Annotated in this window: 14 protein-coding genes and 1 pseudogene; 8 read left to right on the forward strand and 7 right to left on the reverse strand. The window is 65.9% G+C overall.

Annotated features, from left to right (window positions below):
* The first annotated feature begins 9 nt into the window (after positions 1–9).
* The 4 genes and pseudogenes from ACFSL2_RS23190 to ACFSL2_RS23205 all read left to right on the forward strand — a co-directional run bounded on the left by ACFSL2_RS23190 (position 10) and on the right by ACFSL2_RS23205 (position 6430).
* Positions 10–2016 carry a type I restriction-modification system subunit M gene (locus ACFSL2_RS23190; RefSeq protein WP_377200103.1) on the forward strand — a complete coding sequence of 669 codons (2007 nt, stop codon included), beginning with the start codon at positions 10–12 and terminating at the stop codon, positions 2014–2016.
* A gap of 5 nt (positions 2017–2021) precedes the next feature.
* Positions 2022–2228 (forward strand): annotated as a pseudogene (locus ACFSL2_RS23195) (hypothetical protein); the annotation flags it as partial.
* A 108-nt stretch (positions 2229–2336) separates the two neighbouring features.
* Positions 2337–3260 (forward strand): restriction endonuclease subunit S, encoded by a 924-nt coding sequence (locus tag ACFSL2_RS23200; RefSeq protein ID WP_377200880.1) that lies wholly within the window; start codon positions 2337–2339, stop codon positions 3258–3260.
* Positions 3260–6430, forward strand: coding sequence for a type I restriction endonuclease subunit R (locus tag ACFSL2_RS23205; RefSeq protein ID WP_377200104.1), 3171 nt, complete (start codon positions 3260–3262; stop codon positions 6428–6430). The genes ACFSL2_RS23200 and ACFSL2_RS23205 overlap by 1 nt, the downstream gene beginning before the upstream one ends.
* 360 nt (positions 6431–6790) lie before the next feature.
* Here ACFSL2_RS23205 and ACFSL2_RS23210 read toward each other — a convergent pair whose 3' ends face one another.
* Genes ACFSL2_RS23210 through ACFSL2_RS23225 form a run of 4 tightly spaced genes read right to left on the reverse strand, consistent with a single transcriptional unit; the run spans position 6791 to position 18585 of the window.
* Positions 6791–11632 (reverse strand): helicase HerA domain-containing protein, encoded by a 4842-nt coding sequence (locus ACFSL2_RS23210; protein WP_377200105.1) that lies wholly within the window; start codon positions 11630–11632, stop codon positions 6791–6793.
* On the reverse strand, positions 11629–13275 hold the full coding sequence (mads7, locus tag ACFSL2_RS23215) for a methylation-associated defense system protein MAD7 (protein ID WP_377200106.1): 1647 nt from the start codon (positions 13273–13275) through the stop codon (positions 11629–11631). The genes ACFSL2_RS23210 and mads7 overlap by 4 nt, the downstream gene beginning before the upstream one ends.
* A gap of 2 nt (positions 13276–13277) precedes the next feature.
* On the reverse strand, positions 13278–17048 hold the full coding sequence (locus ACFSL2_RS23220; protein WP_377200107.1) for a protein kinase domain-containing protein: 3771 nt from the start codon (positions 17046–17048) through the stop codon (positions 13278–13280).
* The gene (locus tag ACFSL2_RS23225) at positions 17041–18585 is read right to left on the reverse strand and encodes a 3'-5' exonuclease (protein WP_377200108.1); all 1545 of its coding nucleotides are present in this window, start codon (positions 18583–18585) and stop codon (positions 17041–17043) included. Before ACFSL2_RS23225 ends, ACFSL2_RS23220 begins: the two co-directional genes overlap by 8 nt.
* 596 nt (positions 18586–19181) lie before the next feature.
* On the opposite strand from ACFSL2_RS23225, the gene ACFSL2_RS23230 reads away from it, so the two are divergent.
* On the forward strand, positions 19182–19622 hold the full coding sequence (locus tag ACFSL2_RS23230; RefSeq protein WP_377200109.1) for an NUDIX domain-containing protein: 441 nt from the start codon (positions 19182–19184) through the stop codon (positions 19620–19622).
* A complete protein-coding gene (locus tag ACFSL2_RS23235) occupies positions 19594–20103 on the forward strand; it encodes a hypothetical protein (protein ID WP_377200110.1) in 510 nt (169 codons plus the stop codon). The genes ACFSL2_RS23230 and ACFSL2_RS23235 overlap by 29 nt, the downstream gene beginning before the upstream one ends.
* Positions 20104–20197: 94 nt before the next feature.
* Here the strand turns inward: ACFSL2_RS23235 and ACFSL2_RS23240 are convergent, their stop codons facing one another.
* Positions 20198–20851 carry a class I SAM-dependent DNA methyltransferase gene (locus ACFSL2_RS23240; RefSeq protein ID WP_377200111.1) on the reverse strand — a complete coding sequence of 218 codons (654 nt, stop codon included), beginning with the start codon at positions 20849–20851 and terminating at the stop codon, positions 20198–20200.
* A gap of 153 nt (positions 20852–21004) precedes the next feature.
* Here ACFSL2_RS23240 and ACFSL2_RS23245 point away from each other — a divergent pair, with 153 nt between their 5' ends.
* Together ACFSL2_RS23245 and ACFSL2_RS23250 are read left to right on the forward strand one after the other, a co-directional pair.
* The gene (locus ACFSL2_RS23245) at positions 21005–21667 is read left to right on the forward strand and encodes a DUF6338 family protein (RefSeq protein ID WP_377200112.1); all 663 of its coding nucleotides are present in this window, start codon (positions 21005–21007) and stop codon (positions 21665–21667) included.
* Complete coding sequence (locus ACFSL2_RS23250) at positions 21664–21852, forward strand: hypothetical protein (protein WP_377200113.1); 189 nt, start codon at positions 21664–21666, stop codon at positions 21850–21852. Before ACFSL2_RS23245 ends, ACFSL2_RS23250 begins: the two co-directional genes overlap by 4 nt.
* Before the next feature lie 4 nt (positions 21853–21856).
* Here the strand turns inward: ACFSL2_RS23250 and ACFSL2_RS23255 are convergent, their stop codons facing one another.
* Positions 21857–24715, reverse strand: coding sequence for a CHAT domain-containing protein (locus tag ACFSL2_RS23255; protein ID WP_377200114.1), 2859 nt, complete (start codon positions 24713–24715; stop codon positions 21857–21859).
* A gap of 3 nt (positions 24716–24718) precedes the next feature.
* Entirely contained in the window at positions 24719–25735 is a 1017-nt protein-coding gene (locus ACFSL2_RS23260; RefSeq protein ID WP_377200115.1) for a hypothetical protein, read from the reverse strand.
* Between the last annotated feature and the right edge of the window lie 189 nt (positions 25736–25924).

Genomic DNA, 25924 nt, shown 5'->3' on the forward strand with positions numbered 1-25924 from the left:
GGAGTTTTCTTGAGTCAGCTGAGCAATTTCGTCTGGTCGATCGCGGACCTCCTGCGTGGCCCGCTTAAGCCGCACCAGTACGGGTCGGTGGTGCTGCCGTTCACGATCTTGCGCCGCCTGGAGTGCGTGATGGCGCCGCATCGGGAAGCGATGGCCGAGGCGGTGGAGAAGTCCGACGACGCGACGATGCGCCGTGCGCTGGTACGTCGGGCGACTGGGATGCCGTTCTACAACGCCTCGTCGTACACCCTCGCCATGGCGCTCGAGGATCCGGACAACCTGGCGGCGAACCTGGTCGACTACGTCAACGGGTTCTCGGGCGAGGTCGACGTGTTCAAGCACTTCGACTTCGAGGCGCGAATCCGTCAGCTCGATGCCGCCGACCGCCTGATCCCGGTCACCCAGGCCTTCGCGAAGATCGACCTGTCGACGGGGAACGTCGACAACGCCGGCATGGGTGACCTGTTCGAGCACCTGATCTTCAAGGACTTCGAGGCGTCCAATGCCGAGGCCGGCGACTTCTACACACCGCGCGACGCGATCCGCCTGCTCGTCGACCTCGTCTTCGCCGAGGACACCGACGCCCTCGCCGCACCGGGCATCACCCGTGCGGTCTATGACCCGGCGGCAGGTACGGGCGGCATGCTTTCGGTGGCGGAGGACCATCTGCGCGAGTTGAACCCGAAGGCGAACCTCGCGCTGTACGCACAGGAGATCAATCCGGCTTCGTACGCGATCGCCAAGTCCGACATGCTCATCAAGGGGCAGGACATCGCCAACGTTCGCCTGGGAGACACGCTGGCGGAGGATCTGTTCGCGGGGGAGACGTTCGACTTTGTGCTGTCCAACCCGCCCTACGGGGTGGATTGGAAGGGGTCGGAGAAGGCGGTCCGTGCTGAGCACACCCGCGGCACCAACGGCCGCTTTGGCCCCGGCCTGCCGTCCGTGGGCGACGGGTCGATGCTGTTCCTGATGCACGTGACCTCGAAGATGCGTCCCGTGGACGCGAAGGGCAACGGCGGGCGCGGCGGCATCGTCCTGAATGGGTCTCCGCTGTTCAACGGCGGCGCCGGCTCCGGACCGTCGGAGATCCGCGGGCATCTGCTGGAGAACGACCTGGTGGACGCGATCGTCGCGCTGCCGAACGACATGTTCTACAACACCGGTATCGCGACCTACCTGTGGATCCTGGACAACACCAAGCAGCCTGAGCGCCGCGGCAAGGTCCAGCTCATCGACGCCACGAAGCTCGGCACGAAGATGCGTAAGTCGCTCGGCTCAAAGCGGGTGGAGATCTCCGCGAAAGCCCGCGAAGAGATCGTTCGCACCTACGCCGGGTTTGGTGCGGTGTCCGACGACGAGGCCGGGGCCGTCGCGGACGCGGCTGCTGCCGGGCCGCGGTCGAAGGTGTTCGACAACCTCGACTTTGCCTACTGGTCGGTGACGATCGAGCGCCCGCTACGGCTGAACTTCCAGGTCACGTCCGAGCGGCTGGAGAGCGTGGCGGCATCGAAGCCGCTGACCAAGGTCGACGGGCTCGTCGACGTGCTGTCGTCGTTCCACGACCGGCTCTACCTCGACCGTGAGGAGTTTCTGCGCGACGTCGGTAAGCACATCGGCTCCAACGGCCTTGGCCTGACGACGCCCCAGCGTAAGGCCTTGTGGCAGGTGCTCGGCGAGCGTGACGAGAACGCCGACATTTGTACCGACTCCAAGGGCCGACCCGAACCCGACACCGGGCTGCGCGACACCGAGATTGTTCCCTTCGGCTGGGGCGGCAACATCAAGGCTCACGACGCCGAGCAGACGACTGTCCAGGCATACTTCGACGCCGAGGTTGCGCCCCATGTGCCCGATGCCTGGATTGACTGGGAAAAGACCAAGATCGGCTACGAGATTCCGTTCATCCGACATTTCTACGAGTACCTTCCGCCAAGGCCGCTCGCCGATATCGACGCCGACCTAGAGGCGTCCGTCGCGCGAATCTTGGAGCTCCTGCGCGAGGTCGAGCAGTGACTGGCGTGCTCTGGGCACCACATCTTCCCGATGCCTGGCGAACGGGAAGGCTTCGCTGGCTCGCCCAGATCTACGCAGGTGGAACGCCAGACAAGTCGAATCTCGAGTTCTGGACCGACGGTACGATCCCTTGGCTTAACTCGGGCTCAGTGAATGACTGGGTCATCACCGCGCCTTCCGCACTGATCACTACCGAGGCATACGCAAGCAGCAGCGCGCGGTGGGTGCCTCCAAGGTCGGTTGTGATTGCACTCGCTGGACAAGGAAGGACGAAGGGCCTAGCAGCGCGGACCGAGGTCCGCGCCACGACGAACCAGTCCATGGCTGCGATCGTCCCCGGCAAGGATCTGGAGTACCGCTTCCTGCAGTACTGGCTGACGTCGAACTACCACTCGGTCCGCAACCTCGCTGGTGGAGACCTTCGCGATGGCCTCAACCTGCAGCACATCGCTTCCATCGAGTGCCCACTGCCGCCGTTGGACGAGCAGCGGCGGATTGCGGACTTCCTTGACGCTGAGACCGCTCAGATCGACACACTAATCGCCGAACAGGAGCGGTTGATCGAACTCCTCCGCGAGCGCAGGCAAGCGGAGGTTGACACGGCGTTCCAACCATTTGCCGGCAACCGCGTTCAGTTGCGCAGGGCGATTCGGTTCTTGACGAGCGGTTCCCGCGGGTGGGGCGACTACTACGCTGACACTGGTGAGCGCTTCCTGCGGATTGGGAACCTACCTCGGGCAAGTCTCGCCTTACGTGGTGAAGTTCAGTTCGTTCAACTACCCCCGGATATCACCGAGGGCTCACGTACACGCCTGAAGAAGGAAGACTTGCTGTTCTCGATAACGGCTTACCTGGGGTCCGTCGCTGTGGTGGACGACGATTGGGTCGATGCTTACGTGAGCCAGCACGTCGCGCTGTGCCGACTGGACCTGGCAAGACTCGACCCGAGGTTCGTCGGCTTCTTCATGCTGACAACCGAGGGGCAAGACCAGCTGAACCAGAGCGCCGCTGGCGGAGCGAAGATGCAGCTCGCGCTGGATGACATCCGCGGGCTGACGCTGCCGTTCGTCTCGCTTGAGGAGCAACGTGGAATCGTCGCCGCCATCGAGTCGGCGACCAATCGTATCGACGCGTTGATTGCTGAGGCTGAGTACAACATCGCGTTGTCGAAGGAGCGTCGAGCCGCCCTGATCACGGCTGCGGTGACGGGACAAATCGACGTCTTGACGGGGAAGGCTGCGTGATGTCGGACGCGTCCGCGGAACTCGCTCTTGAGATCGAGATTGCCGAGTACCTGGCCGCCCACGGTTGGCTGTACGCGCCGGACGAGACTGGTTACGACGCGACCCTAGCCCTCTTCCGGGACGACGTGTTCGCCTGGTTGGAGGAGACGCAGCCGGACGAGCTGGCGAAGGTCGTCACCGTCGGTTCGACCTCGGAGGCCAAGCAGCGGCAGCAGTTCCTCGCGGCGCTGGCCAAACGCCTGGATGCCCCGATGTCCCACGGTGGCGGGACTTTGAACGTGCTGCGGCGTCCGTTCGCGCACTTGAGTGCGCAGTTCAACATGTGCCAGTTCAAGCCAGCGACGTCGAAGAACCCGAGGACGACTGCGGACTATGCAGCGGTGCGGCTTCGGGTCATGCGGCAGGTGTACTTCTCCCCGGTCAAGGGCGACAGCCGCGCCATCGATCTGGTGTTCTTTGTCAACGGCATCCCCGTGGCGACAGCCGAGCTGAAGACCTTTTTCAAGCAGCACGTGTCATCCGCGATTGACCAGTACAAGTACGACCGCGACCCCAAGGGGCAGCCCCTGCTGGGCCACGGGAACCGCGCGCTCGTGCACTTCGCCGTCGATGACGACGAGGTGTGGATGACCACGAAGCTGGCTGGAGCGAAGACGTACTTCTTGCCGTTCAACCGCGGCACACTCGACGGTGGCGCTGGAAACCCGCCGAACCCGCGGGGGCCTGCGTCGTCGTACCTGTGGGAGCGTGTGCTGCAACGTGATGCGTGGTTGAACGTCTTGGGCGCCCTGATGTTCGTACGGCACCGGGAGTCAACCGACCCGATCAGCGGAAAGAAGTCGAAGTCCTCGACCATCCTATTCCCGCGGTTCCATCAATGGGAGGTCGTGACCAAGCTCCTGGACGCCGCCCGGACCGAAGGCCCGGGCGGCCGGTACCTGGTGCAGCACTCGGCCGGCTCGGGGAAGACGAACTCGATCGCGTGGACCGCGCACCGTCTGGCGCGCCTGCACGACGATGCGAACGAGAAGGTCTTCGACACGGTTTTGGTCATCACCGACCGCAACGTGCTGGACGACCAGCTGCAGGCGGCGGTGCGGCAGATCGATGACCGCAAGGATCTTGTCGTCACGATCGACGACACCGAGGTCCGCAGGGCTGGGTCGAAGTCCAAGGCGCTGGCCAACGCATTGACGGACAAGCGGCTGATCGTCGTCGTGACGATCCAGACGTTCCCGTTCGTGATGAAGGAGTTGGCCGAGAACGCTGCCCTGCGCGACCACAACTTCGCGATCATCGTCGACGAGGCCCACACGTCCCAGACGGGCGCGACGGCGTCGGAGGTGCGGAAGGTGCTGTCGACGGGCGGGAACGAGGTTACCGACGGCCAGGCGCTCGACGACGAAGACGTAGTCAACTCCGCCGTCGAGCAGCACCTGGAGCGCCTGATTGGCGAGCAGATGACTCGACGTGCCACCCCGGCGAACCTGTCCTACTTCGCGTTCACCGCGACCCCGAAGGCCAAGACGCTCGAACTGTTCGGTCAGCCCCACCCCGACGATCCTGACGGGCCACCGAAGGCGTTCCACCTGTACTCCATGAAGCAGGCGATCGAGGAAGGGTTCATCCTCGACGTGCTGCGCGGCTACCAGACCTACTCCACGGCGTACGAGATCGAACGAGCTGCCATCGAGCACGGTGTGGACGCGACCGCCGGGTACACCGACACGGACGGGGAGCTGGTCGACGAGAAGGCCGCGTCGCGGGCGATCATGGAGTACGTCAAGCTCCACCCGTCGAACATCGGGCAGAAGGTCCGCATCGTCGTCGAGCACTTCCGCGCCAACGTTGCCCACTTGCTCGACGGACATGCCAAGGCCATGGTCGTCACGTCGTCGCGTAAGGCTGCTGTGCGATACAAGGTCGAGATCGACAAGTATCTGCGAGATAAGAAGTATGGCGACATGCGGGCGATGGTCGCGTTCTCCGGATCCCTGGACGACGAGGAGTACCACCTGGAGAGCGCCACCGAGGCGAGCATGAACCCCGACCTGGCGTCCTTGGACCTGGCCGAGGAGTTCAAAGCGCCGCAGTACCGCGTCATGATCGTGGCCGACAAGTTCCAGACCGGGTTCGACCAGCCGCTGCTGTGCGCGATGTACGTCGACAAGCGGCTGGACGGCATCAATGCCGTCCAGACCCTGTCTCGGCTGAACCGCACGTACCGTGCGCCGGCGGGCGAGGTGAAGGAGAAGACGTTCGTCCTAGATTTTGTCAACGACCCGCTTGAGATCCAGGCGTCGTTCGAGCCGTACTTCACCGAGGCGCGGATCGAGACCACTACCGACCCGAACATCGTGCATGAGATCGCGGCCAAGCTCGCCGAGGCTGACATCTACACCGCCGACGACGTCGAAGCATTCGCGCACGCGTGGTTCACCCAGTCCGGGCACGGGGCGCTGGCCGCGGCGATCAAGGGCTCCAAGGACACATTCGCCACCCTTTACGCCTCGGCCAAGACCCGCCAGGACAAAACAGAACTCGAGCGGCTGGAGCTGTTCCGCAAGGACGCCGGCACGTTTGTCAGGCTCTACGACTTCATGTCCCAGGTCGTCGACTACGGCAACACGTCGCTGGAGAAGCTGTCGGTGTTCCTCCGCCAGCTCGTGCGGGTCATCGCCGTCGACCGGCTCACAGCCGAGGTGGACCTGTCCGACGTCATGCTCAAGCGGGTCAAGCAGGTCGACCGCGGGCAGCTCGACCTCGCCCTCAGCGGACAGGCCGTGCTCACTCCCGCTGCTGGGGCCGGCTCTGGGGCGGCATCACGGGACCCGAGACTTGTCGCTCTGAGCGAGATCATCCAGCGCATCAACTCGCTGTTCGCCGGGGACTTCGAGCCCGGGACGGTAGAGGGTTTCGTGCGCTCGGCAGCTACTGAGGTGTCTCAAGACCTGCAGGTCGTGGCCGAGATCGAGGCCAACGAGATCGATCAGTTCCGCAAGAGCCCGACCGTGCCGAACAAGGTCATTGATGCCGTGCTCGACGTGCCCGGCCTGATGGAGAAGATGACCGGCGAGGCGATCGGGAGCCCGGAGATCATCGCGGCGATCGCTGAGGCGGCGTACCTGCTCCACAAGATCCAGCAGACGGTGGGGGAAGGCCCGGAGTGAACGGAACGAACTCCGGCGGATACCGCTGAGCGAGGTTCGAGCGTGCTCGACCATCGCTGTGGAGGTGGGTGCGGTGGCGAATGCGAGCCGAACGCATGACCGTGCCAGTGGAGTGGACACTTGACCATTGGATGCTGCCCTTGGGCTGTCACCCTTGCGGTAACCATCGCGACCCCGATCAGCATCTGGAATGTGGCAGACGAAGTACCGAGTAACTGGACCGCTTGCAGGACCTGCAAGCGGAGATACTGAATCCCAGGAGCACATACTGCGCCTGGACCTGCGCGACTCGGTCCACAGGCATTGGAGACTCGGACCAGTTCCGACGCGGAAAGTGCGGGTGCGGTGTCGTCCTGCGGCTCAGGGCTCCATGTAAGCTTTCCGGGCCTGCGGAGAGTCTGGCGTTGAGACGTACGCCCGGCCAACGCCGAGCTTCTCAATCTCCATACTGAGGTCTTGTCCCGACCTGCCGCGGAGGTAGCCTGCAACCTGCTTGCTGGCCGGAAAGTTTGTTCGGAAGATGATCTTGGTACCTGCGTTGCCCACGACGTCTTTGTGGAAGTCGGCGGCACCCTGGCTCGCGACCACGATCACGACGCCGTATTTGCGCCCCTCTTTCATGAGCTTAGGAAGGGTCACATCTTTCGCGAGCCGATGGGCCTCATCAAGTACGACGGCGAGCTTGAGCCTCCCGTCCTGCGGCCACTGGAACATGTCACGGTAGATCTTGCGTAGCAGGAAAGCGCCGGCTGCGAGCTGGACCTGCTCCAGCGGGATCGAGCTGACATCGATCACCATGCCTCCTTCGCGGGGATCGAAGGTCCCGACAGCGCTGCCGGCAAACAGGCCGAAGTCCGTCAGTGGACGGATGCGCTCGCGAGCGTGCTTGCCTTTTGCTGCTGCTTCTACCAGGTCAAGCGAGTCGGCGAACTGCTCGACCGTCGGTGCGCGACGCGTTTCCCCGTCGACAACTGTTTTGTAGGCTTCTTGGATTGCCTTGTAGACGTGTGACTGCTGGATCTCGCCGAGCCCGGAGACGTACGCGACGATCTCGGCGGTCTCGAAGGCCAAGGCGTTGAGCGCGGGTCCGGTTGTCAGGACGCCCTCGAACGGGCTGAATGGCAGCCCCTCGCTCGCGTCGAAAACGCTAGCGCCCGCCGGCGGATCGGCGGCCATATCGCCGTGGAAGTCGAACAGCAATGCTGGCAATCCGGCCTCCGCGAACAACCGCACGATCCGGCGAGTCGTCACAGACTTCCCCTGCCCGGGAATGCCGACTACGAACGCGTGTGGACTGCCTTTGGTGCTCACCGACCACACAACGTCGCCGCCCTGGCCATCTTTGCCAAGTACGACATCGACGTGCTCCGGGGGACCTGCGGCGGACGCGGGAGCCGCAGACGCCGGGGTTTGGCTCGAGACCGGAGCGGGCCCCAGCTCGGGCTCGGGATTGGGTGGCGTGGCATCGGGCGTGGCATCGGGCGTGGGAGGGACGTTCACTGCCGAGGTCGCCTCGGCGATGTCGCGGGCCGTGTCGTGGGCAAGCTCAAAGGAGGTGTTGCGCTCTGGTTCGAACTTTGTCGAGAACCCCGCCTGCCCGATATCCGCCGCGGTGAGGACAGCGATCGGCACCTGGCGGTGCTGCGTGGGGACTCCGGCCGTTCCGTAGAGGCTGATGACGTAGCCCTGCATTGAGATCTCTACCGGAGTGCTGCCTTCGAGGTGGCGGTCGATGAGCTTGTGTACGTCCGCGAGCTTGACGGCGGACAGCGTGCCGCTCACGACTGCACGGTCGGCGTAGTAGTGCAGCATCCCGGCCAGACGGGCGCGCTGAAGGGCCGCGTCGACGCGGGCAGGGTCGGTCGCGAAGAATCGCGCCACCAGAAGACGCTTCGTCTCCTCGAGCTGATCGACGATGTCGTCGGCGAGTTGGCTCGGTAGTGCAGCGGCCTTGCGGGACTTGACCTCGACACATTCGATGCGGAGCCCGTTGCGTTGCACCCGTACCAGCAGAAGGTCACACCGCCGTGCCGCGCGATCCGTTTCTCGGGCCGCTCGTCCGAAGATCTCGTCGTGGGAGTCGACCGGGACGATGATCGTGTCCTCGAGCTTGCGCCGGGCATTCAGATGAGCAATCAATGCGGCAAGGCTCACCGCCTCGCGTGCGTAGGAATCGCTCCCCTGCAGCCGCAGTACGAGCCTGCCCGAGATCGCGAGCAGGTTGTCGATGATCGGCGTCACCGACTGATTGATGGCATCGAGGCCAAGTTCGTCCATCGCGCGCTCCAAGATCCGTGCGACCTCGGCGCGATGTTTGGTCGTCACCGTGAGCCGGTGGCTAAGTCCCTCGATGAAGTCTGGCGCGTAGTCGAGCATGTAGTTGTCGCTGCCGAGGCCGATCGCGAGCGGGTCCTCGTAGAGGTCGAGACCGACGAATCGGTCGAGGGTCATCACCCAGTCCGACAGCTCGTGCAGCACTCGGATTGCCTGTAGGCCGTCGGGCTCGATTCCGATGTGAAGCGCGGGCGGAGCGTCGAACCCGAGCTCCTCTCCGAGCGCAGATTGGTGCGCCCTGTGTGCGTCCACGACCACACGGCTCGGCGCATCTTGTGTCGACGAGAGTGCGGGTGACGTGACCCAACCTGGCTTGCCGCCGACATCGACCCGAGTCGTGATGGCCGGAGTGAGGAGGTCGTAGAAGGCGGTGGAACGGTCGGAACCCTCCTCTACTGCCTGCGATAGATCCAGCGCCGTGATGTCCTGGATGAGCGAGATGTGGTTGGCGCGCTCGTCCTCCACAAGCGCGTCGGGGGTACGCATCGCGATACCCAGCGGGGGCGTCAAGTGGCTCTGCTGGCCAGGCACCTGAGCTAGCTGCAGGGTCTGCTGGAGTTCGGTCAGTCGGGGCAGGGGGGATGCGAAGCCGGCATTGCGGCCGTATGCGACGACCTCCGCCCGCGGCGGCGTTGTGGAGGCGACTTCCTCGCTCTCCGTCGACACATTGAGCAGCGACTCGACCGCCAGGCCGACGACTTCGCCGTCGCCGGGATTCATCACCGCGATACGAAGGGCCTCGCCTTCGGGATGTGACCGCCGAAAATCCCTGAGCCGACTCGACACCATCGCCGCCGCCGACGTCAGCGCCGCCGACTCCCGCGGAAGGTCTAGGGCGCCGTACACGGTAGAGGCAACCGCTTCGGGCTCAGTGAGACCAGGCTCGAGGAAAACTGCGGACCCGAACGCGACCTCGTCAAAGTAGACCAGCGCTTCGCGGCCCGCGTTGAGCGCGGTGAACGGGAGGTTCGCCGGCTGGACGCGTGCGAAGAGGTCTTCGTCGACGACTAGTCGGCGCGCCTTGGCGCCGCCGAGGTCGATCAGGTCGGCGCACCAGGACTCGACGACGCCGAAGTGTGTGGCGATCCAGGCGACACGAAGCGGCTGGATAGGGAGTACGACGACCGCGCGCTCGGAACGCAGCGACGTCCCTACCTTCAGCGCCAGCGTGTCCAGCCGCAGGAGTGCGTTGCGCGTTGCGCCCGTGGCCGCGTCAAGCGCCCTCTTATACGTCTGCGCGTATTCGATCGCGAGCTGTCGGGCGGCGGCATCCCACCGGAACACCTCTGGCACGTCCTGGGGCGCTCCCTCAGTAAGCAGCGCGAACAGTTCCCTGCGCTTCTTCGAGAACGCGGCCGGGAGATCCCTGCGCAGCGCCGTGGCATCGGCAGGGTCGATCGGCTCGCCGAAGTCGGAGGTGGCCTCGAACGCGGTGATCGTGGGGTCGGCGATCAGCAGTCTCTGCAGATGGACGATGGTCGGCGCGATGCGGATCTGAGCACCCAGGTGCTTGCCGACCCTGACCGAGAAGACCCTGCCTCGGAAGTCCCAGGCCTGCATGTCGATCTCGGTGCCTGCTGCGCCCGAAAGCACGGCCCGCAGCTGGGCTTCCGCCAGTGACCTTGCCGATGTCTTCCGCGTTGACCTCTCGGCCAGCGACTCCTCGATGATGACTTCGAACTGGTCGCTGTCACCGACCGCCGGTTTCCCGTCGGCGAGCAGCATCGGCGTGCCGTTGGCGTCAAGCGCGGTGATCCGCACGACAAACAGCGCTCCGGCGGCGAGGTCGTCCGCACCCAGGTCGAGTTTGAGTGTCGCTGACATCCGGGTGGCCTTGATCTTGGTCTCAAGGGTCGACGACGTTTCGTCGTCGCGCAGGTCGGCTGGCGGGAGCAACTCCAGGAGCCAGTTGGCAACGTCGGTCGGCCTGCCCGGTTTTGTCTTCCACTTGAGTCCCAGGGTGCTCGGGTTCTCCGGCGAGGTCTTCACGAACAGGGCTCCGCCTTCCGAGGCCTGCAGCTTGCTGAAGGCTTCCACGGAGCCGTCCGCCTTGGTGAAGCTCTCCATCTGCAGATCGATGAGCGCCGACTCGACGTCGCTGTCGAGGGGGATGTCGGCGAGCGTAATGCCGTGTTCCTCGAACAGCCGGCGGGTCCAGTTGATGGTGTTGCGTAGGTCGCCCGCCGAGGGGCTGAGCACACCGACCAGATTTTCGAATACGCCTCCGGGTGCGACCCGAGCTTTGCGCAGTCGTTCGCGGACGGTCGCCGTCGCGACGGTCGGGGTGGCGACATTGGCGACCACCGCGGCGTTCCGCTCGAGGTTGGCCCGAAGTCGGGCCGCGTCCGAGCGGTCAACGATCAGGCCGACCCGCCACAGCTCCTGCCCGAAGGCAACGTCGTCGTCGGCCTCCAGCACCGCAGCCAGAAAGTCGAGTCTCGCCTCAATCGGTACTCGGACCTTGCGCAGGAGCGGCGTCACCGGCAACGCGGGCCATCGACGAGAAACCTCGGCCTTGAGATCGGCCGCGACCTGCTCCAGCTCGTCAACCAGCGAGAGTCTTTCGAACGAGTTGTCCAACGAACTCGCAGCGTGTGCTTGACCCGGGGGGACCAGGAGCACAAAGACGTGCGACTTGTCGTTGCGAATGCCGACGGCCGTCTCGACCGTGACTGCGCCGCCGTGGCCTTGCGAGGCGAGCACCGCTACACGGAACTTCTCCGCGTCGACCTCCTGTCGCACAAGTCCGGCGAGCTCGAATGCGTCAGCTTCGACGATGTCGTCGACGCGGACGCAGTGCCCCAACTCGGCGTTAGCTACGGAGTGGATGACGCGATCAGCAAGCGACATTTGCACAAGGTTTCTCATTCGCCCTCCATGAGGTTGACCAGTGGATTGCGAACACGCTGGGCGTTGAGGTCGTCGCTGAGTCCATCGAAGACGCCGAGCAGTTGGAGGCGGTACTTGAACGCCTCGAAGTTCTTCCCGGCCGCGGCCCGATTCTCGGCCGTGTCCAGCACGGCCGGCGGGCGGTCAACGACGAGTCCGAAACGCCGTTCGAACTGTGCTAGCACGGCGCCGATGGTTAGCTCGGCATGCGCGGGACCGCCGCCTTGGCGAGCAAACGTCATTGCGAGGAGCGATGCAAGTAGGTTGTCAGACGGCGCATAGGTCCAGGAGGGCTTCACGTTGAGGGTTCCAGCCAGGATTCCGACATCGGTCTGGATGCCGCCGGTCGACCAGAACCACTTGAATGCGTTCTCGTAGCCACGCTTCTTGAGCGCTTCGACAAGGACGTCGGCCACGCGATGGGCGATGGGTCTGGTGTTGGCTGCCATGGCGGTAAGGAACGACGCAGTGTCCTCGTCGTCGGTCTGGGCGTTCTCGTCCTGGATGAGCGACAGGATGTACTCGAGGTGGCTGACGACCTGAGCGGCATTCTTCGAGTTAGCGAGCAGGGCGATCTTCTCTGCGGGCTTCAGCGAGTCGTCATCGAACATGGGGCGGACGGCTGGAGCGGTGCGCATCGAGAGGAGATAGAGCCGGTCCCAGAAGAACTGACGGGTGATTTCGAGGTCGCGCTGCACGCACTCACGAGCAAGCAGGTCGGACCGTGAGCCCTTGTCGCCGGTGAAGTCGACATACTGCTCCAGCGGGTTGGCAGCAGCGGCGTCGGTCATGTCGGCAGGGAGCTCACCGGTCTCGAGGAGGGAGCGCGTGGCAAGAGCGGTCCGCAGCGGGAGCTGGAAGAGCCTCAAGCCGATTAGCGCGGCGAGGTGCTGCGACATAACTAGGGAAGGCGCTCGCTCGCCATACGCTTCGATGTAGTCGAGCACGTCGGCGCCCAGCGGACGGGTCGCCGCAGGTACGGGCGAGTCGTAGGCCACGTCCTTGTCCGGCGCCGCCGATTTTGCCTCGAACTCCTCGAGGAAGTGCAGCGACAGCCGGGCGGTAATGTCGATGTCAGCTATGCCGTCGTAAGTCGGTGCCCATTTCGGCGCATCACTGAAGACGACGCCCGGGCCGAATGCCGCCCTGAACCGCTCGTTGATCCATGTCTTCGCCTTGCCCTCTCCCTCGCCAGGACGACGAGCCATGACCTCGCGCAGCAACTCGCGGTAGACCACCAGGTCCGCACCACGATGGCGGGCACGGCTGGGGAAGCCAGACCTGAAGACGGCGACGGTCCTGGGGCGGACATACTGCATCTGTTCAGTCGCACGGGAACGGCCCACTCGTCCCATCTCGACGACCGACGCCCTCAGCCAGCCGTCGAGGACCGCCTGGCCACGTGCATCGTCAAATCCCGCGAGGTGGTCGCTGGATGCCAGCGAGGCACGTTTCTCGTCATACAGCTTGGTCGCTGCGACATTCGCGGCTGTGCGCCCCTGCTTGATCGCCATCTCGAAGATCTGCGTGAGCATGCGCTCAACGTCTGTGTCATTGGGCTCGATGACCGTGAGCTCTCGGAAGGCGAATGTGCGGAGGTTCTTCGGAAGTTCGATCTTCATGCCTACGCCTCCTCTCGCTTGATAACGCCGGCGGCGATGCGAACGGAATCGCCACGACCTGCGGGATCGACAACAAGGACCTGGTGTGCTGGAGTCGTGCGCAGTAGGTTGCCGAAAGCGCTCAGCTCCAGCTTCACCGCATCGGAACCGGCATCGCCGAGGAGCTCGCCGTCGGCCGCACGCCGGACTAATTCGTACGAATCAAGAGTTAATACGAGATTGCCGAGCCTGTGTGACAACCGCAGGCCATCGGATTGTTTTTCGACGTACGTCGCGTCCGTGTCGAGAGCGAGCAGGGAGAACTCCTCCGCCGGGATCTCACGGAGGACCGACCAGCCGTCGCTCTTGCCGTCGCGCAGCGCGAGAGCAGCCCCCGGGTATCCGTGCGCCCCAAGCACGCGGCTGAGCCCGAGGAGGACCTTCTCGCGAACGAACCGAACGTCGATGCGTCCGGCGAGTACTTCGACGAACTCGTCGAAGTAGCGGTACGCACGGACCTCGGCGCGACCCACCGGACTCGTTGCGGCACCGTCGAAGAAGAGCTGACGATTCTCCGACCCCGGGCGAAGGCCCGTTTTGAGACCGAACGTCCCGTCACGCAACGCACGCTCGACACCGGGAGCGGCCAGCGCAGCCGGGTCGACCGTCGCCCACTCCGCAACGAGGTAGTCCGGGTTGCCCCCCTGGAACGCGAGGTCGAACGCGACGGCGTCGTCCGCCATTCGCAGGTCGCGTCCCTCGGCGATTGCCGCATGGACGTCTTCGCAGCCGTGGTCGCCCGTGATCGTCCATGCAATGGCCGAACGGACGTCGCGGAACGTGGCGCGGCGCTTGCGGCGAAGGTGAGAGATCGAAACGAGTTCGAGCAGCGGCCGCTTGCCCGGCCCGCGCAACATGTTCCGGTTGGCCAGGATCGGGCAAACACCGCGAGCCGTGCAGGTCTCGCAGTCGGTCCAGAACTGATCGGCGGCGAACAAGTCCAGCACGGCGCCAGCCAGTCCGTCGTCAGGCCCCGTCGGAGCGACGGAACGTCGTTTCAGGTCGACGATCGCGATCCGTGGACTCTCGGTCGGCATGTCACGCGAGTAGCGATCGACAGCGACGTAGCACTCCGGATAGACGTCCTGGTATTGAGCAAAGAAATTCAGAAGACGGCCATCGTTGATCGCGATAAGCGCTGTGTGCTTGGCGCCCCCCTCAAGGGCCTCCGCGAGGATCTCGTCCGACGACTTGCCGTCGCGGGCCTCGCTAGCGTCGTAGACGGCCGCGAAGGTGCGGTCTCCGAGGCTCATCCGCCAGCCGGCTGCGGTCGCCAGTGTGATGTCGGGGGCTCCGGCTTCGAGCAGTCGCTCTCGCAGGGTCGATAGGAATGAGGTCTTTCCGTCGCCAGGGTTGCCGGTCAGAAGGACGATGTCGAGCTCACCAGCGAGCACGCTCGGTGTGAGGCGGGTGTCGAGGCGGGTCTCGACGTATGTCTGCCGTGCGAACGGGTCATCCAGGCCGCGGTTACCGGCGTTCCCGACAGTGCTGCCGCGGTAGAGGCGGCGCAGGCTCAGGACCGTCGGATTGATCTCCTCCTTCCCCTTTTCGACCCTGGGGGCAGCCACCGTCTTGAGGTAGTTCGCGAACTCCTTCGCCGACAGCGGCCTGTCCTCAGGGCGCGGCTCAACCAGTTTGAAGAGCGTGTTGAGGATTGCGACGCCATTCGGCCCCCAAGTCTCCTCCTCTTCGGGAGAGAGCGGTTCGAGATTCGACTTGTCCGAACCGCTGAACGGTGACCGATTGAGGATCACCTGCAGCAGACTCGCTCCGAGTGCGTAGAGATCGGCGGATACCGACCATGTCCCTGCCCCTTGAACCTCCGGGGCCATGAATGCTGGTGTGCCCGCAACCGACGCTGCATCGGCCCGGGCGATGGCCAAACCGAAGTCGATCAGGACGGCACGGCCATCATCCTTCACAATGATGTTGTTGGGACTGACGTCGCGGTGGAGGTGCCCTTCACCGTGCATGTAGGCAAGGCCCTCGAGTGCATCGAGGGCGACTTGGCGGTAGTCCTCTTCGGAAGCGGTACCTTGCATGCCCAGGTCACGAAGACTCTGACCCTCGACGTAGTCGGAGACAAGGTAGACCGGCGGCTCCGGCGAGCAGTCCCAGACGCGGGCACACCGCGAGTTGTTGAGCTTCTGAGCGGAGTCGAACTCCTGCTTCACCTGCCAGGTTGCGCCCGGGTTCACGTACTGCTTGATGACTCGGGAGACCCCGAGCTTGGTGTCCAGGGCGAGCCAGGACGTCGCGAATCCTCCTTGACCGAGAATGCGCTCGATGCGGTAGCGGCCATTGTCAATCGTGCCGCCCACCCCGAACACGTCTGCCGGCGGCCCATTGCTGGCTGCCGGCACGAGAGGCTTCTCAGGCGGTGGCGGCGGCCGCAGTAACTCCTGCACATGCTTCGCAGCATCCGCCGCGTCGGGTCGGTCGGCCGGATTCTCGGCTAGGCATGCAAGGAGGGCGTCTGTCACTGAGCCAAGTTGTCCAACTGCGCCAGGAATGGCCCTGATCGCACCCGCGTCCTTGACAGCGACCTGGCCATTGATCCACCAGAGCAGGCTCAAGGCAAGTGAATAGACGTCCGATTTCGTGGTTGCAGCGCTGATTACGAACTCGCCCTCGGGCGCGCGGAACGGCCTTGAACCATCTACCGTGTCGGCGATAATCGGGCCGACTGTGACCTGGGACTCGGCGTGCGCAAGGTAGAAGTCGCGGAACATGACCCGATCGTTCTTGCCGACCAGGATCCGATCCGGCATCAGCCCGCGGTGGACCACACCCTTCTCGTGGACCTCCGCGAGGGCTTCGAACGCGTCGAGGACGATGTCTGCGGCCCGCTTGGTGATCCCCTGGTTGCTCTTGACTTTAAGCTTCCCGGCCGCAGCGTGCCGGGCGAGCGAGACGCTTGTGATCGGACGGATGGGGAGTACTACCCAGCGCCTCCCGTCGTCCTCAAAGGTCGCCTCGACGCTCCACGACCGCTGGATGTCGGCGATCTGCTTGGTCGCCTGGCGCTCGTGTTTCACGAGCTGCTTCACGTCGACCCCCGGCCCCCAGCCATCCATGGGATATGCACGGAGCACGACCGGGTCTCCGTCGCCGTCCCTGCCGTGGAAGACGCGCGAACGCCCGACACCCTCGACCTCGGCGGCGACCTCGAAGGGGCCGAGGTTGGTCGGCTTGGCGGCCCGCACCGAAAGCCCGCTGACGAACTCGACGGCCGCATTTCGAACCTTGTGAAGCTCTGTGGCTGCGGCGTCGGCTTCCACCAGGGCGGCCGCAGCTTCGTCGAGGAGCAGGATCTGCGAGTCGTCATACGGGTAAACGCTCGTGTCGAGGTCGAGGCCTGGGTAGGACAGTACGACGCGCGCCTGCACAAGGTGGGCGCCCTTCGCGGCGGCGGTGTATCCGGTGATCGCGTCCTTGAGCACGCTGGCGAGGATCTTCGCCACCTGGGTGTTCCGGCCGATCGGGCTCTGCCGCAGCCCGCCCTTGACCCGCCAACCGCCGTTTTCGACCACGATCCGGGGGCCCCAGTGCTTCTGCTCCAAGACGAAGATACGGTTGCGGCCGACGATTAGAAGGTCGACATCGTCCTTCTGCGGCGTCGGCAATGCCCGGCCAACGACAATGAGCCAGGTGTCGGGCAATGCCTCGGCCAGCGTCTCGGCGGTCATCTGCTCGCCTGGGCCCACGTAGTCGTAGACGACGAGTTCAGCCATTCTCAGGAGCCCCTTCGTACTGATCGGGCCACAGCCACCGACGGACGTAGGTCTCGTCGGCGCTCAGGATGTTGAGATAGCTATTGTGCTTCGTGTAGGTGATGAGGAGCTGATCCTTGGCCCGCGTCGCGCCGACGAAGCAGGCCCGGCCGATCTTCAGCGACTCCCCGTCTGTTGGATCGAACGCTTTCAGGGTATCGAGACCGAACAAGAACACCACCGGGAACTCATGGCCCTTGGCAGAGTGGGGCGTGATGATCTTCACGGTGTTTGTAGTGCGGTCAAAGTTCTTCTTATCTTCCTTGGTGACCACGGTCGTGAAGGGGATCTTCATTGCCTCCAATGCGGGGCAGATGAAGCGGAGGGTTCCCTTATACCTCGGAATCACCACCGCGATGTCGCCGGCCTCACGCTCACTGCTGGACAGCATCAGGTGGGCTTCCCATGCGATCGCTCTTGCCTGCTCTGCGGGTGAGTTGGCCCAGATCAACTCGACCGGCTCACCGTCGGGCGCCTGGTCGATAGACGCGACCGAGAACTCGTCGTGGAGCCCCCCGATAGCACCGAGAATGTTGCGCGTGCTCCGATAGGGACGTTCAAGGTAAAGCTTCTCGACTCCGTGCTCTTTGAGAACCGGCGGGAGGACGTTGACGCCGTACAACGCCTGCGCGCTGTCTCCTGCCATCACCAGACCGCCGCGGCCCGGTGCCAGCGCTTCGTAGACGATCGCGCACCATGACGGACTGAAGTCCTGCATTTCGTCGAGCAGGATGCCGTCGGCGATAGGTAGTCTCCCGCTCGCTTTCGCGCGTACAAGTGACCGGTAGTTCACGGCATCGTCGGCGAACGAGAACCGGACGCCGTACTCCTGGGCGAACGGCCACATGGTCGATACCTCGACATTGGGATACGCGTCGACGAGGCTCTTGAGATAGGGCACCAGCGCGTTGTTGAAGCAGAGGACCTTGATCCGCCAATCCGGGTGTTGCGTGGAGAGCCAACGCGCGCGCGCCGCGAGCACGAGCGTCTTGCCGCTGCCCGGCGGCCCATGGATGAGTGCGACGTCGAGGTCGTCCCGCTGCGCGATCGCAGCCTGTTGGCCGTCGAGGGTGACGCGGAGCTCCTCACGCTCCCCTGCACCCGCATCATGTGAGCTGCTGCGGAAAGTCGTGGTGAAGGTGAAGGTGGGCTCGAGCAGCCCGGCAATCTGCGCAGCAAGTTCGTCGGCCAGCGGCTGGGGGTTCAGACTGGTCAGCCACGCCGAATTGGCAAGCTGCTTGGAACTGATGCTCGTCCGCCCGCCGATGCCGCGGGCGGGCTCAGCGAGCAAATGCTTGCTGTGGAGCACCACGCGCCCGATCGGCGTGGCAGCATCGATCCGCAGCGTCTGGCGCAGCGTGTGGACCTTCTCGTTGAGCCTCAGGAAGGGCGCCGGATCACCCACCGCTGCGTCGGTTACGTCGATATCAACGGCGACCAGCCCGATCCTCGGGTGGAGCACGACGAAGCTCGGCTCGCCATCGCCATCGAGTCGCACTGCTCTGCCACCGACAGCAGCCAATTGACCAGCGAGACGACGGACCGCAGATTCTGCGTCAGGGGCATCGGTGGCTCTGTGCGACATCGCTCTCCGCCTCCCGCGTATTGGCCTTGGCGCCGCGGTCAAAGTTGTCCGGCTCGTTCCCGGCTCGTCGGCGTAGACCAGGACTGAGAATCGTGGCCGACGATACTCGCGAGGACCGGGCCAGTGATGGGCTTAGTGGGTGACGTTCGGGGTGAGTTTCCTTGCCCATCGTCGGGTTTCGCCTGGAACGCTTCGGGATGCACGGCCAACTCGCTCACGATGCGCGTCGGGATCTCGGCCCAGCCGTGGCTCTGGCTGCTGCTGAATGTGTACGTTCCGGAGTGGCACGCAGCAGGCACGCCCCGCCCCCGCTATGCTGGAAACCGCAGAATTCCAACGATCCACCGCGTCAGAACCACATGATCAACTTTTAGTTGGTCCATTGGGCGGTCCGCCTCGTCAGACGCTGGACCGCGCGACCGTCGCCCGCACACAAAGTGGTCCCTGCTGGCTGCGCGTCCCCGGCAGAATCATCGTCCTGAGCCCACCCACCTGCTCCAGGAGGCGCGATGACCGACCTGCCCACCACCGACGCACTCACCGCGCAAGACACCGCCGACGGAATCCAGCAGCAAGTCGTCGGCGCGGTCATCCGAGACGGCGCGACGGCACTGCTGCTCCAACGCCCTGTCGACGACTTCCGGGGCGGAACGTGGGAACTTCCCTCTGGAAAGGTCGATCCTGGCGAGGACCTTGACGAGGCACTGAGGCGGGAGGTCGCCGAGGAGACCGGGCTATCCGTCGCAAGTGTGTCGGCCTACCTGGGAGCCTTCGAGTACACGAGCGGGTCCGGAAAGCACACGCGACAGCACACCTGGGCCGTCTCCGTCGAGCCTGGGGAAATTCAGCTCACTGAGCACGACGAGTATGCCTGGGCGCTACCCGGCGAGAAGCCGGTCAGCGATGAAGTGCTGAAGCTTCTTGCTCGCGGGGACGCCCGTGACGGCTGATCATTTCGACGTTGCTCCCGAGGCTGCCGAAGCGGCACAGGACCGCTCATCAGCGTGGCGGTTCCTGGCACGGTTCGCCGAGTGCTGGCTCGGCAGACCGCTGGATGCCACATCCGGGGTACTTCCCGACCAGATCCGCACGCGTGAGGCCGATCTTGGCGTCCGCCTGCCATCGGCGGTGCGTGAGTTCTATGGGCTTGCCGGCCGGCGCCACGACCTGTTCAGCAACCAGGACGTCTTGCTGTCCATCGTCGGCAGGCAGATGTACGTCGACGCAGGCGCGTTGATCGTTCGCCACGAGAACCAGGGTGTCTGCCGGTGGGGCATTCTCACGGAGCACCTGGACCAAGAGGACCCACCCGTCGTCGTGCTGGGCGGACTCGCGGACAAGTCGCAGGAACGGTGGGAGCCATGGACCGAGACGTTCTCCGCTGCGGTGGTCCAATGGCTGGTCTACGAATCGTGCATGCGTCCCGGCTGACGACACGGCAATCCTGATCAGCGCACGGACGCAGCAAGCCGCCGACGCATTTCGGGATCGCTACCCAGCGGACTGGCTCAACGAGCGCTGAGCCTCACCCGACCCCCTTCCGCCCCAGCACAAACCCCTGCGGAAACCCCCGCACCGAGTCCTCACCCGGAGCAACCACCAGCCGCGCAACCTCGAAGACGCCGGCCCGCCCGAGCACCTCGACGACATGACCAACCGAGTACCGCCATGCAGGCGAGACCTTGTGCCCGAAGCCCTCGGCCGTCCCCTCAGCATCGGCCAGCGCCTGGAACGACACCAGCAGGTGCCCACCAGGCGCCAGGACCCGGCTGAACTCACCGAGCACCCCGGGCAGCACGTCCGGCGGCGTGTGGATGATCGAGTAGTTCGCCAGCACCCCCGCGAGACGGCCCGTCGCGACGTCGAGCGCGCCCATGTCGTCGACGTCGAACCGGACGCCCGGGTTCGCTTCGCGGGCCAGCGCTACCAGCTCGGGCGAGAGGTCGATACCGAAGGCGTCGACGCCCCGGTCGCGCAGATAGCCGGTCACGTGCCCGGGCCCGCAGCCGACGTCGGCCACAGGTCCGCCGCCGCCCTGCTGGACCAGGTCGGCGAAGGTATGGACCAGCACATGATTCAGCGGGTGGTCGAGGAACGCGTCCCCGATGAACGCGGCGTAGGCCTCCGCCTTGGCGTCGTAGTCGCTGCGGACGGTCGGCAGGTGCTCGAAGGACGTCACGTGTCTCCCTGACGGCTCGGGGTGGGGTGCCGCCACACCATAAAGGTCAGCGGGCGAACCGCAGGGGAGAGGGACAACGACGGCCCGGTATGGAACCATTGTCCCGCTGCTGATGAGCCGCTTCGATCCCGTTTCGGGGAGTGGGGAGTGTAGATGGGCCAGGCCCCTTCCACGGTGCTCCAGCTGGGTCTGCTGGCGCTCGTCGTCCTCCCCGGTATCACCTACCAGTTCCTGCGCGAACGGTGGCGTGGACCTGTTCCCGGCGAACGTGACCTGGGGGAGCGGGTCCTGCGGTCCATCGCGGCCTCGATCCTGCTGGACACCCTGTACCTCATCGTGGCCGGCCCCGCGCTGGTGCGGCTGGCGCGCAGCATCGGCACGCGCGGCTGGGACGGTGTCGCCGAGCAGGCGCGGCTGGTGGGCCTGCTGGCGCTGCTCCTGTTCATCGTCATCCCCGCGGTCGCGGCCGGGTGCGTCACCTGGTGGCAGCGGCGCGGGGCGCGAGCGCGCTACCGCGGCACGCCCACCGCCTGGGACCGGATGTTCCAGAACCGCGGTTCCTGCTTCGTCCGGGTGCGGCTGCACGACGGCGCGTGGGCGGGCGGCTGGTACGGCACCCGTTCCTACGCCACCTCGTATCCGCAGGCTCCTGAGGTCTACCTCCAGACCGCGTGGATCATGGGCCCGGACGGCCGTTTCGTCCGGCCGATCACGCAGAGCGGCGGGCTGCACGTCCGCGCGAGCGACATCGACATGATCGAGCTGGTGCTGCCTGCCGAAACCGGACAGTCGTCGAAGGAACAGGAGCCCGTATGAAACGGCCTGAGCTGACGCCGCACGAGCAGGAGCTGCTCGACGAGAGCCTCCGCTACCGGGGCTACACCCCGGACGACGACGTCCCGGAACCGGCGGAGGGACCGTTGGACCCCGCCGGGCCGTCCGCCTCGGCTGTCGACCCGAGCGCCACCGCCGACCAGAGTTCCGCGCCGGACTCGGCGTAGGCGGTCAGTGGCCCATGTGCACGTAGCCGGCCCAGAGCCCAGGAAGGTTCGGATACCTCGCCCGGGCCGCGCGTGTCGCCTCGTGCACCGCGCGGGCCGCGGTCAGTGCGCTGCCGGACCGGATGGTGCGGTGGAACTCGGTGTAGGTGTCCTGGGTGAACGCGTGCGCCACGCGGTCGGGGATCTTCCACAGGGTCGCGATGACGTCGGGGAAGCCTGCGAGCTGGAACGCGGACGCGAGGTGGATGGCCTCGTCGGTGTGTCGCGGTCCGGTGCGGGCGGTCTCGCACGACGACAGGTAGGCCAGAGCCGGCTCCGGCAGATCGAGGCGCGAGATGTCGGTGGTGGTGAACGGCCGCTCGTGGTGGTCGTGGAGCAGCAGCTCGCTCCGGGACGGGATGTCGCGGTCGATCACGCCGTGGCAGGCGAAATGCACCCAGGTGTGGCCGGGCAGCTCGCTGAGCACCCGTTGCCGGGTCGCCTCGCCGTTCTGCAACAGCAGGCCGCCCGGGAAGAGGCTCCGCACCATCTCGGCCTCGGCCTCGGCGTTTCCGAGCGGTTCCGCACCCGGCGTCTCGGACATCGCGACGACCAGCGGGCGCGGTGCGGCGGGAGCCACGCGCCGTTCGCGCGTGGCCGTGAGCGCCCGGACGGTGGGTGCGTACGACGAGATCGCCCGGTCCAGCAGGGAATGGTCACTCTCGGTGGTGTGCCGTCCGGCGGCGTGGATCGGGAGCAGTGCCAGCGCCCCGGTGGGTATCCACCACATGCGCGGCAGGGCCTCGCCGGAAGCGGGTGCCGCTACGCCCGCGGCATCGAGAACGGGCTCGACCACGTCGTCCCACAACCAGCCGAGCACGTCATGGATGGCTTGCTGATGCTCGAGGTCGGTGATGTTGCCCGGGTGCAGCGCGAGGTGCAGCCGTCGCGTGTGCTCGGCCACCTGTCGTGGCGTGACCCGCAGGGGCACCGTCACTACGCCCTCCGGCCGGAGGATGATCGCGTCGGAGCGATACTCGCTGACGTTGAGGTACACCACCGGCCCGTCCGCACCCTGCTCGAGTATCCGCTCGAGCTGGGGCGTGCCGGCGAAGTCGGCGAGCCCGTCCTCGGCCCGGATCCGAGCGAGCAGATCGTTCCAGCGTTCCGTCTGCGCGCGCCGCATGCGTCTGGCTCGGTCGTCGGCTCCGGCGATCCCCGCATCGGCGGAGCTCTCGGCCGGCCCGGCCAGCTCGAGCACGTCACCGAGAGTCGCCGACGTGTCGTAGGCCGTGTCCAGCTCCGCGCGGAGCTCCTCGAACTCCGTGGCGAGCGCCGGGTTCCTGGCGTGCAGTGCCGTGAGGTCGGCGCGGGCGTCGAGGGCGCGTGACAGCAGCACACCACGCCCTTGTTCCAGCAGGACCAGCGCGGTGTCCTCCTGGCCGGCGGCCAGTGCACAGGCGGCTGCGTTCGCGGCGATGCCGGTCCACCGGCCGAGCCGGTCCTCCTGGTCCTCTCGGCGTAGCTCACGGGACGCGACCCGGGGGAGCAGCTCGATCAGCCCCGCGAGGGCCGTCACGGCGTCGGCGTGCCTGCCGGTCGTGGCCGCGATGTCGCTCCAGGCCAGCCCCGCCCTGATCCGGGTGGGGACGTTGGCCGCGTCATGGTTCGCGGCATCGCGTGCGGCCTCGAGCGCCCAGTCGATCTCCCGGCCGGTCCGGGCGTGCTCGCCCGTGTGGCGCTGCTCGTACCGGTACCTGTCGTGCAGCGCCAGGGCGAGGTTGAGCTGGTGGTCCGCCCGCTGCGGGGCGGTCGGGGCGACCGACGCGGTCGCGCGGTGCGCGAGGCGGATCGCCTCGTCCAGGTCGGCGGTGCGGGGCTGGAGCTCGAAGCGCGCGCGCAGAGCAAGGGCAAGGTTGTTCTGGCATGGCTGGAAGAGCTGGTCGTCGGGCTGGACGATGCGTAGCGACTGCCTGCCGATGTCGACGGCGTCGTCCAGGTCCCGCATGTTCTTCGTCCGTCTTCCGCGTTCCGCGAGCAGGGCGCAGAGGGTCGTCAGGTCCACCATGCGCGCCGAGCCGAGCACGCGCGCGGAGCGCAGGCTCTTCTGCACGTGCTCGACGGCGAGGTCGAGGGATCGTGGCTGCTGGGTACGTTCGTACTCGGCCCGGTGCAACGCGGCGAGCTCGCTGCTGCAGCGCGGGTAGTGGCGGCTGTAGAACGGCACCAGGCTGATCGCCGTCCGGCAGGCCTCGTGGGCGTCCGCGAGGTCGCCCGCGGCGCCGACGCTGTCGTAGCGCATGCGCAGTGCGGTGCTCAGCATGGACAGCACCCGGCCGCGGCGCACACCGCCGTCGGATCCGGATTCTCTGCGGCCGTAGTCGATGGCCTCGTCCAGGTCGTCGAGGCGCCGCAGCTGTTCGTAGCGCGCCTGCAACGCCGTCAGCAGGGCGGTGAGGTGCGTGAGGTGCGAGGCATGAGTCGCTGTCGCGTCGACGGATTGCCGGAACAGGTCGACGGCTCGGTCCAGGGACGCCAGGTCGTCCCTGGCGAGGAAGACCCGCAGGTGGTTCTGGCCCTCTGCGTACCAGGTGGCCGCGGCCTGCGGGTTGTACGCCGGGTCGGCGGCCCGTTGTCGCTCGGCCAGGACGATGCGGACCAACGCGACGCCCCCGGCGAGGACGAACGCGACGGACGCCGAGTCGAATCCCCACCCCTTCGGCACGTCCCGTGTCGTGGCGAGGTACGACGCCCCCGCGAAACTGAGGAAGCCCAGTCCGGTCAACGGGTACCGGAAGCGCGTGATGAAGGGCAACCGGCCACTGCCCGCGTAGAAGACCAGCACGAGAGCGCCGCCCAACAGCGCGAGCAGCTCGAGGTACACGAGCTAGGCCTGGATCGTGGCGAGAAGTCGCTCGGCCTGGTCCCGGTCCGACTCGTAACCCGGTACCTCCCGGCAGAGCTCGCGGTACATCAGCGCGCTCTCCTGCGCGAGCTGCCGCGTCTCCTCGTCCAGAGTCAGGCCGGCACAGCTCGGCAGAACCGCCTGCCGGAACCTGCTCTTCTCCCGTGCGAAGGACACCGCGCCGCCGCTCCCGACCAGCCAGGGCGGAACCGCCGCCCAGCGGAGGCCGGGTCGGTCCACCATCAGTCTCGCGACGAGCAGGCGCACCTGCGCGGCTTGCGCTATCCGGGTCTCGGCCGACAGCGGACCATCCCCGTTGAGGTCGAGCCCCGGCACGGAACCGGCCTCGGCGGCCAGGGCCCTCCTGATCAGCTCCGGCCTCCCCGCCGTCGGATCCGCCAGGTGGGCCGCGGCGAGCACGATGCGAGCGTGGAACCGGATCGGAGCGGTCGCCCGCACCCGTTCCATCACCGGAATCCCCTCCCTGCCCACCGCCGCGATGGCGTGGTACACGGGCATGAGGTCATCGGGTCGGGGCATCGTCGTCGCTTTCTCGTCCGCCTCCCGGGTCATGCTGGCGCAGATCAGCAGGTGGTCGACGCCGTCCTGGTAGTTGAGCCCGGCCCGCAGGTGCTGTCCCATCGCCAGCTGTCTCCTGGCCAGGTCCCAGCGGCTCAAGGCCGACTGCAGGTAGGCGTTGGCGGAGGTGGTCGAACCGCCGATCGGCTCTAACCGATCCGGGGATCGCACCTGGCGCGTCAACGTGACCAAGGAGAGCAGCACGCTCACGATGGCGACGACCAGCTGCCCGACCCCCTCGGTGGCCAGCGCCGCCCAGCCCGCCGAGTAGGCCCACACGGCCGCGCCGACTCCCACCACCCAGACGAATCGCCGCGCACCGCGGTTGTCAAGGAAGGAGTGGACGAGCAGCAGGGAACCGAACCACCACAGGCCAAGCCCGATGAGACGGACAGTGACGTCGGATATCGCGGTCATCATGAAGATACCGATGCCTATGAGTAGAATCCCGTTCCACTTCATGGCCAACGACCACGCCCCCTCCGGCTGGCATCCGGCCAGAATTCTACCCATTCGGTGAATTTCAGGAAGGGGTTGACGTAGGCCGCGTACGAGGTGACAGAGCAGCTAGCACATCGCCGTCGTCCGCTCGGTACTGCCCGGCTGGCA

Source organism: Promicromonospora aerolata (genome assembly GCF_042682255.1).
Taxonomy (GTDB): domain Bacteria; phylum Actinomycetota; class Actinomycetes; order Actinomycetales; family Cellulomonadaceae; genus Promicromonospora; species Promicromonospora aerolata.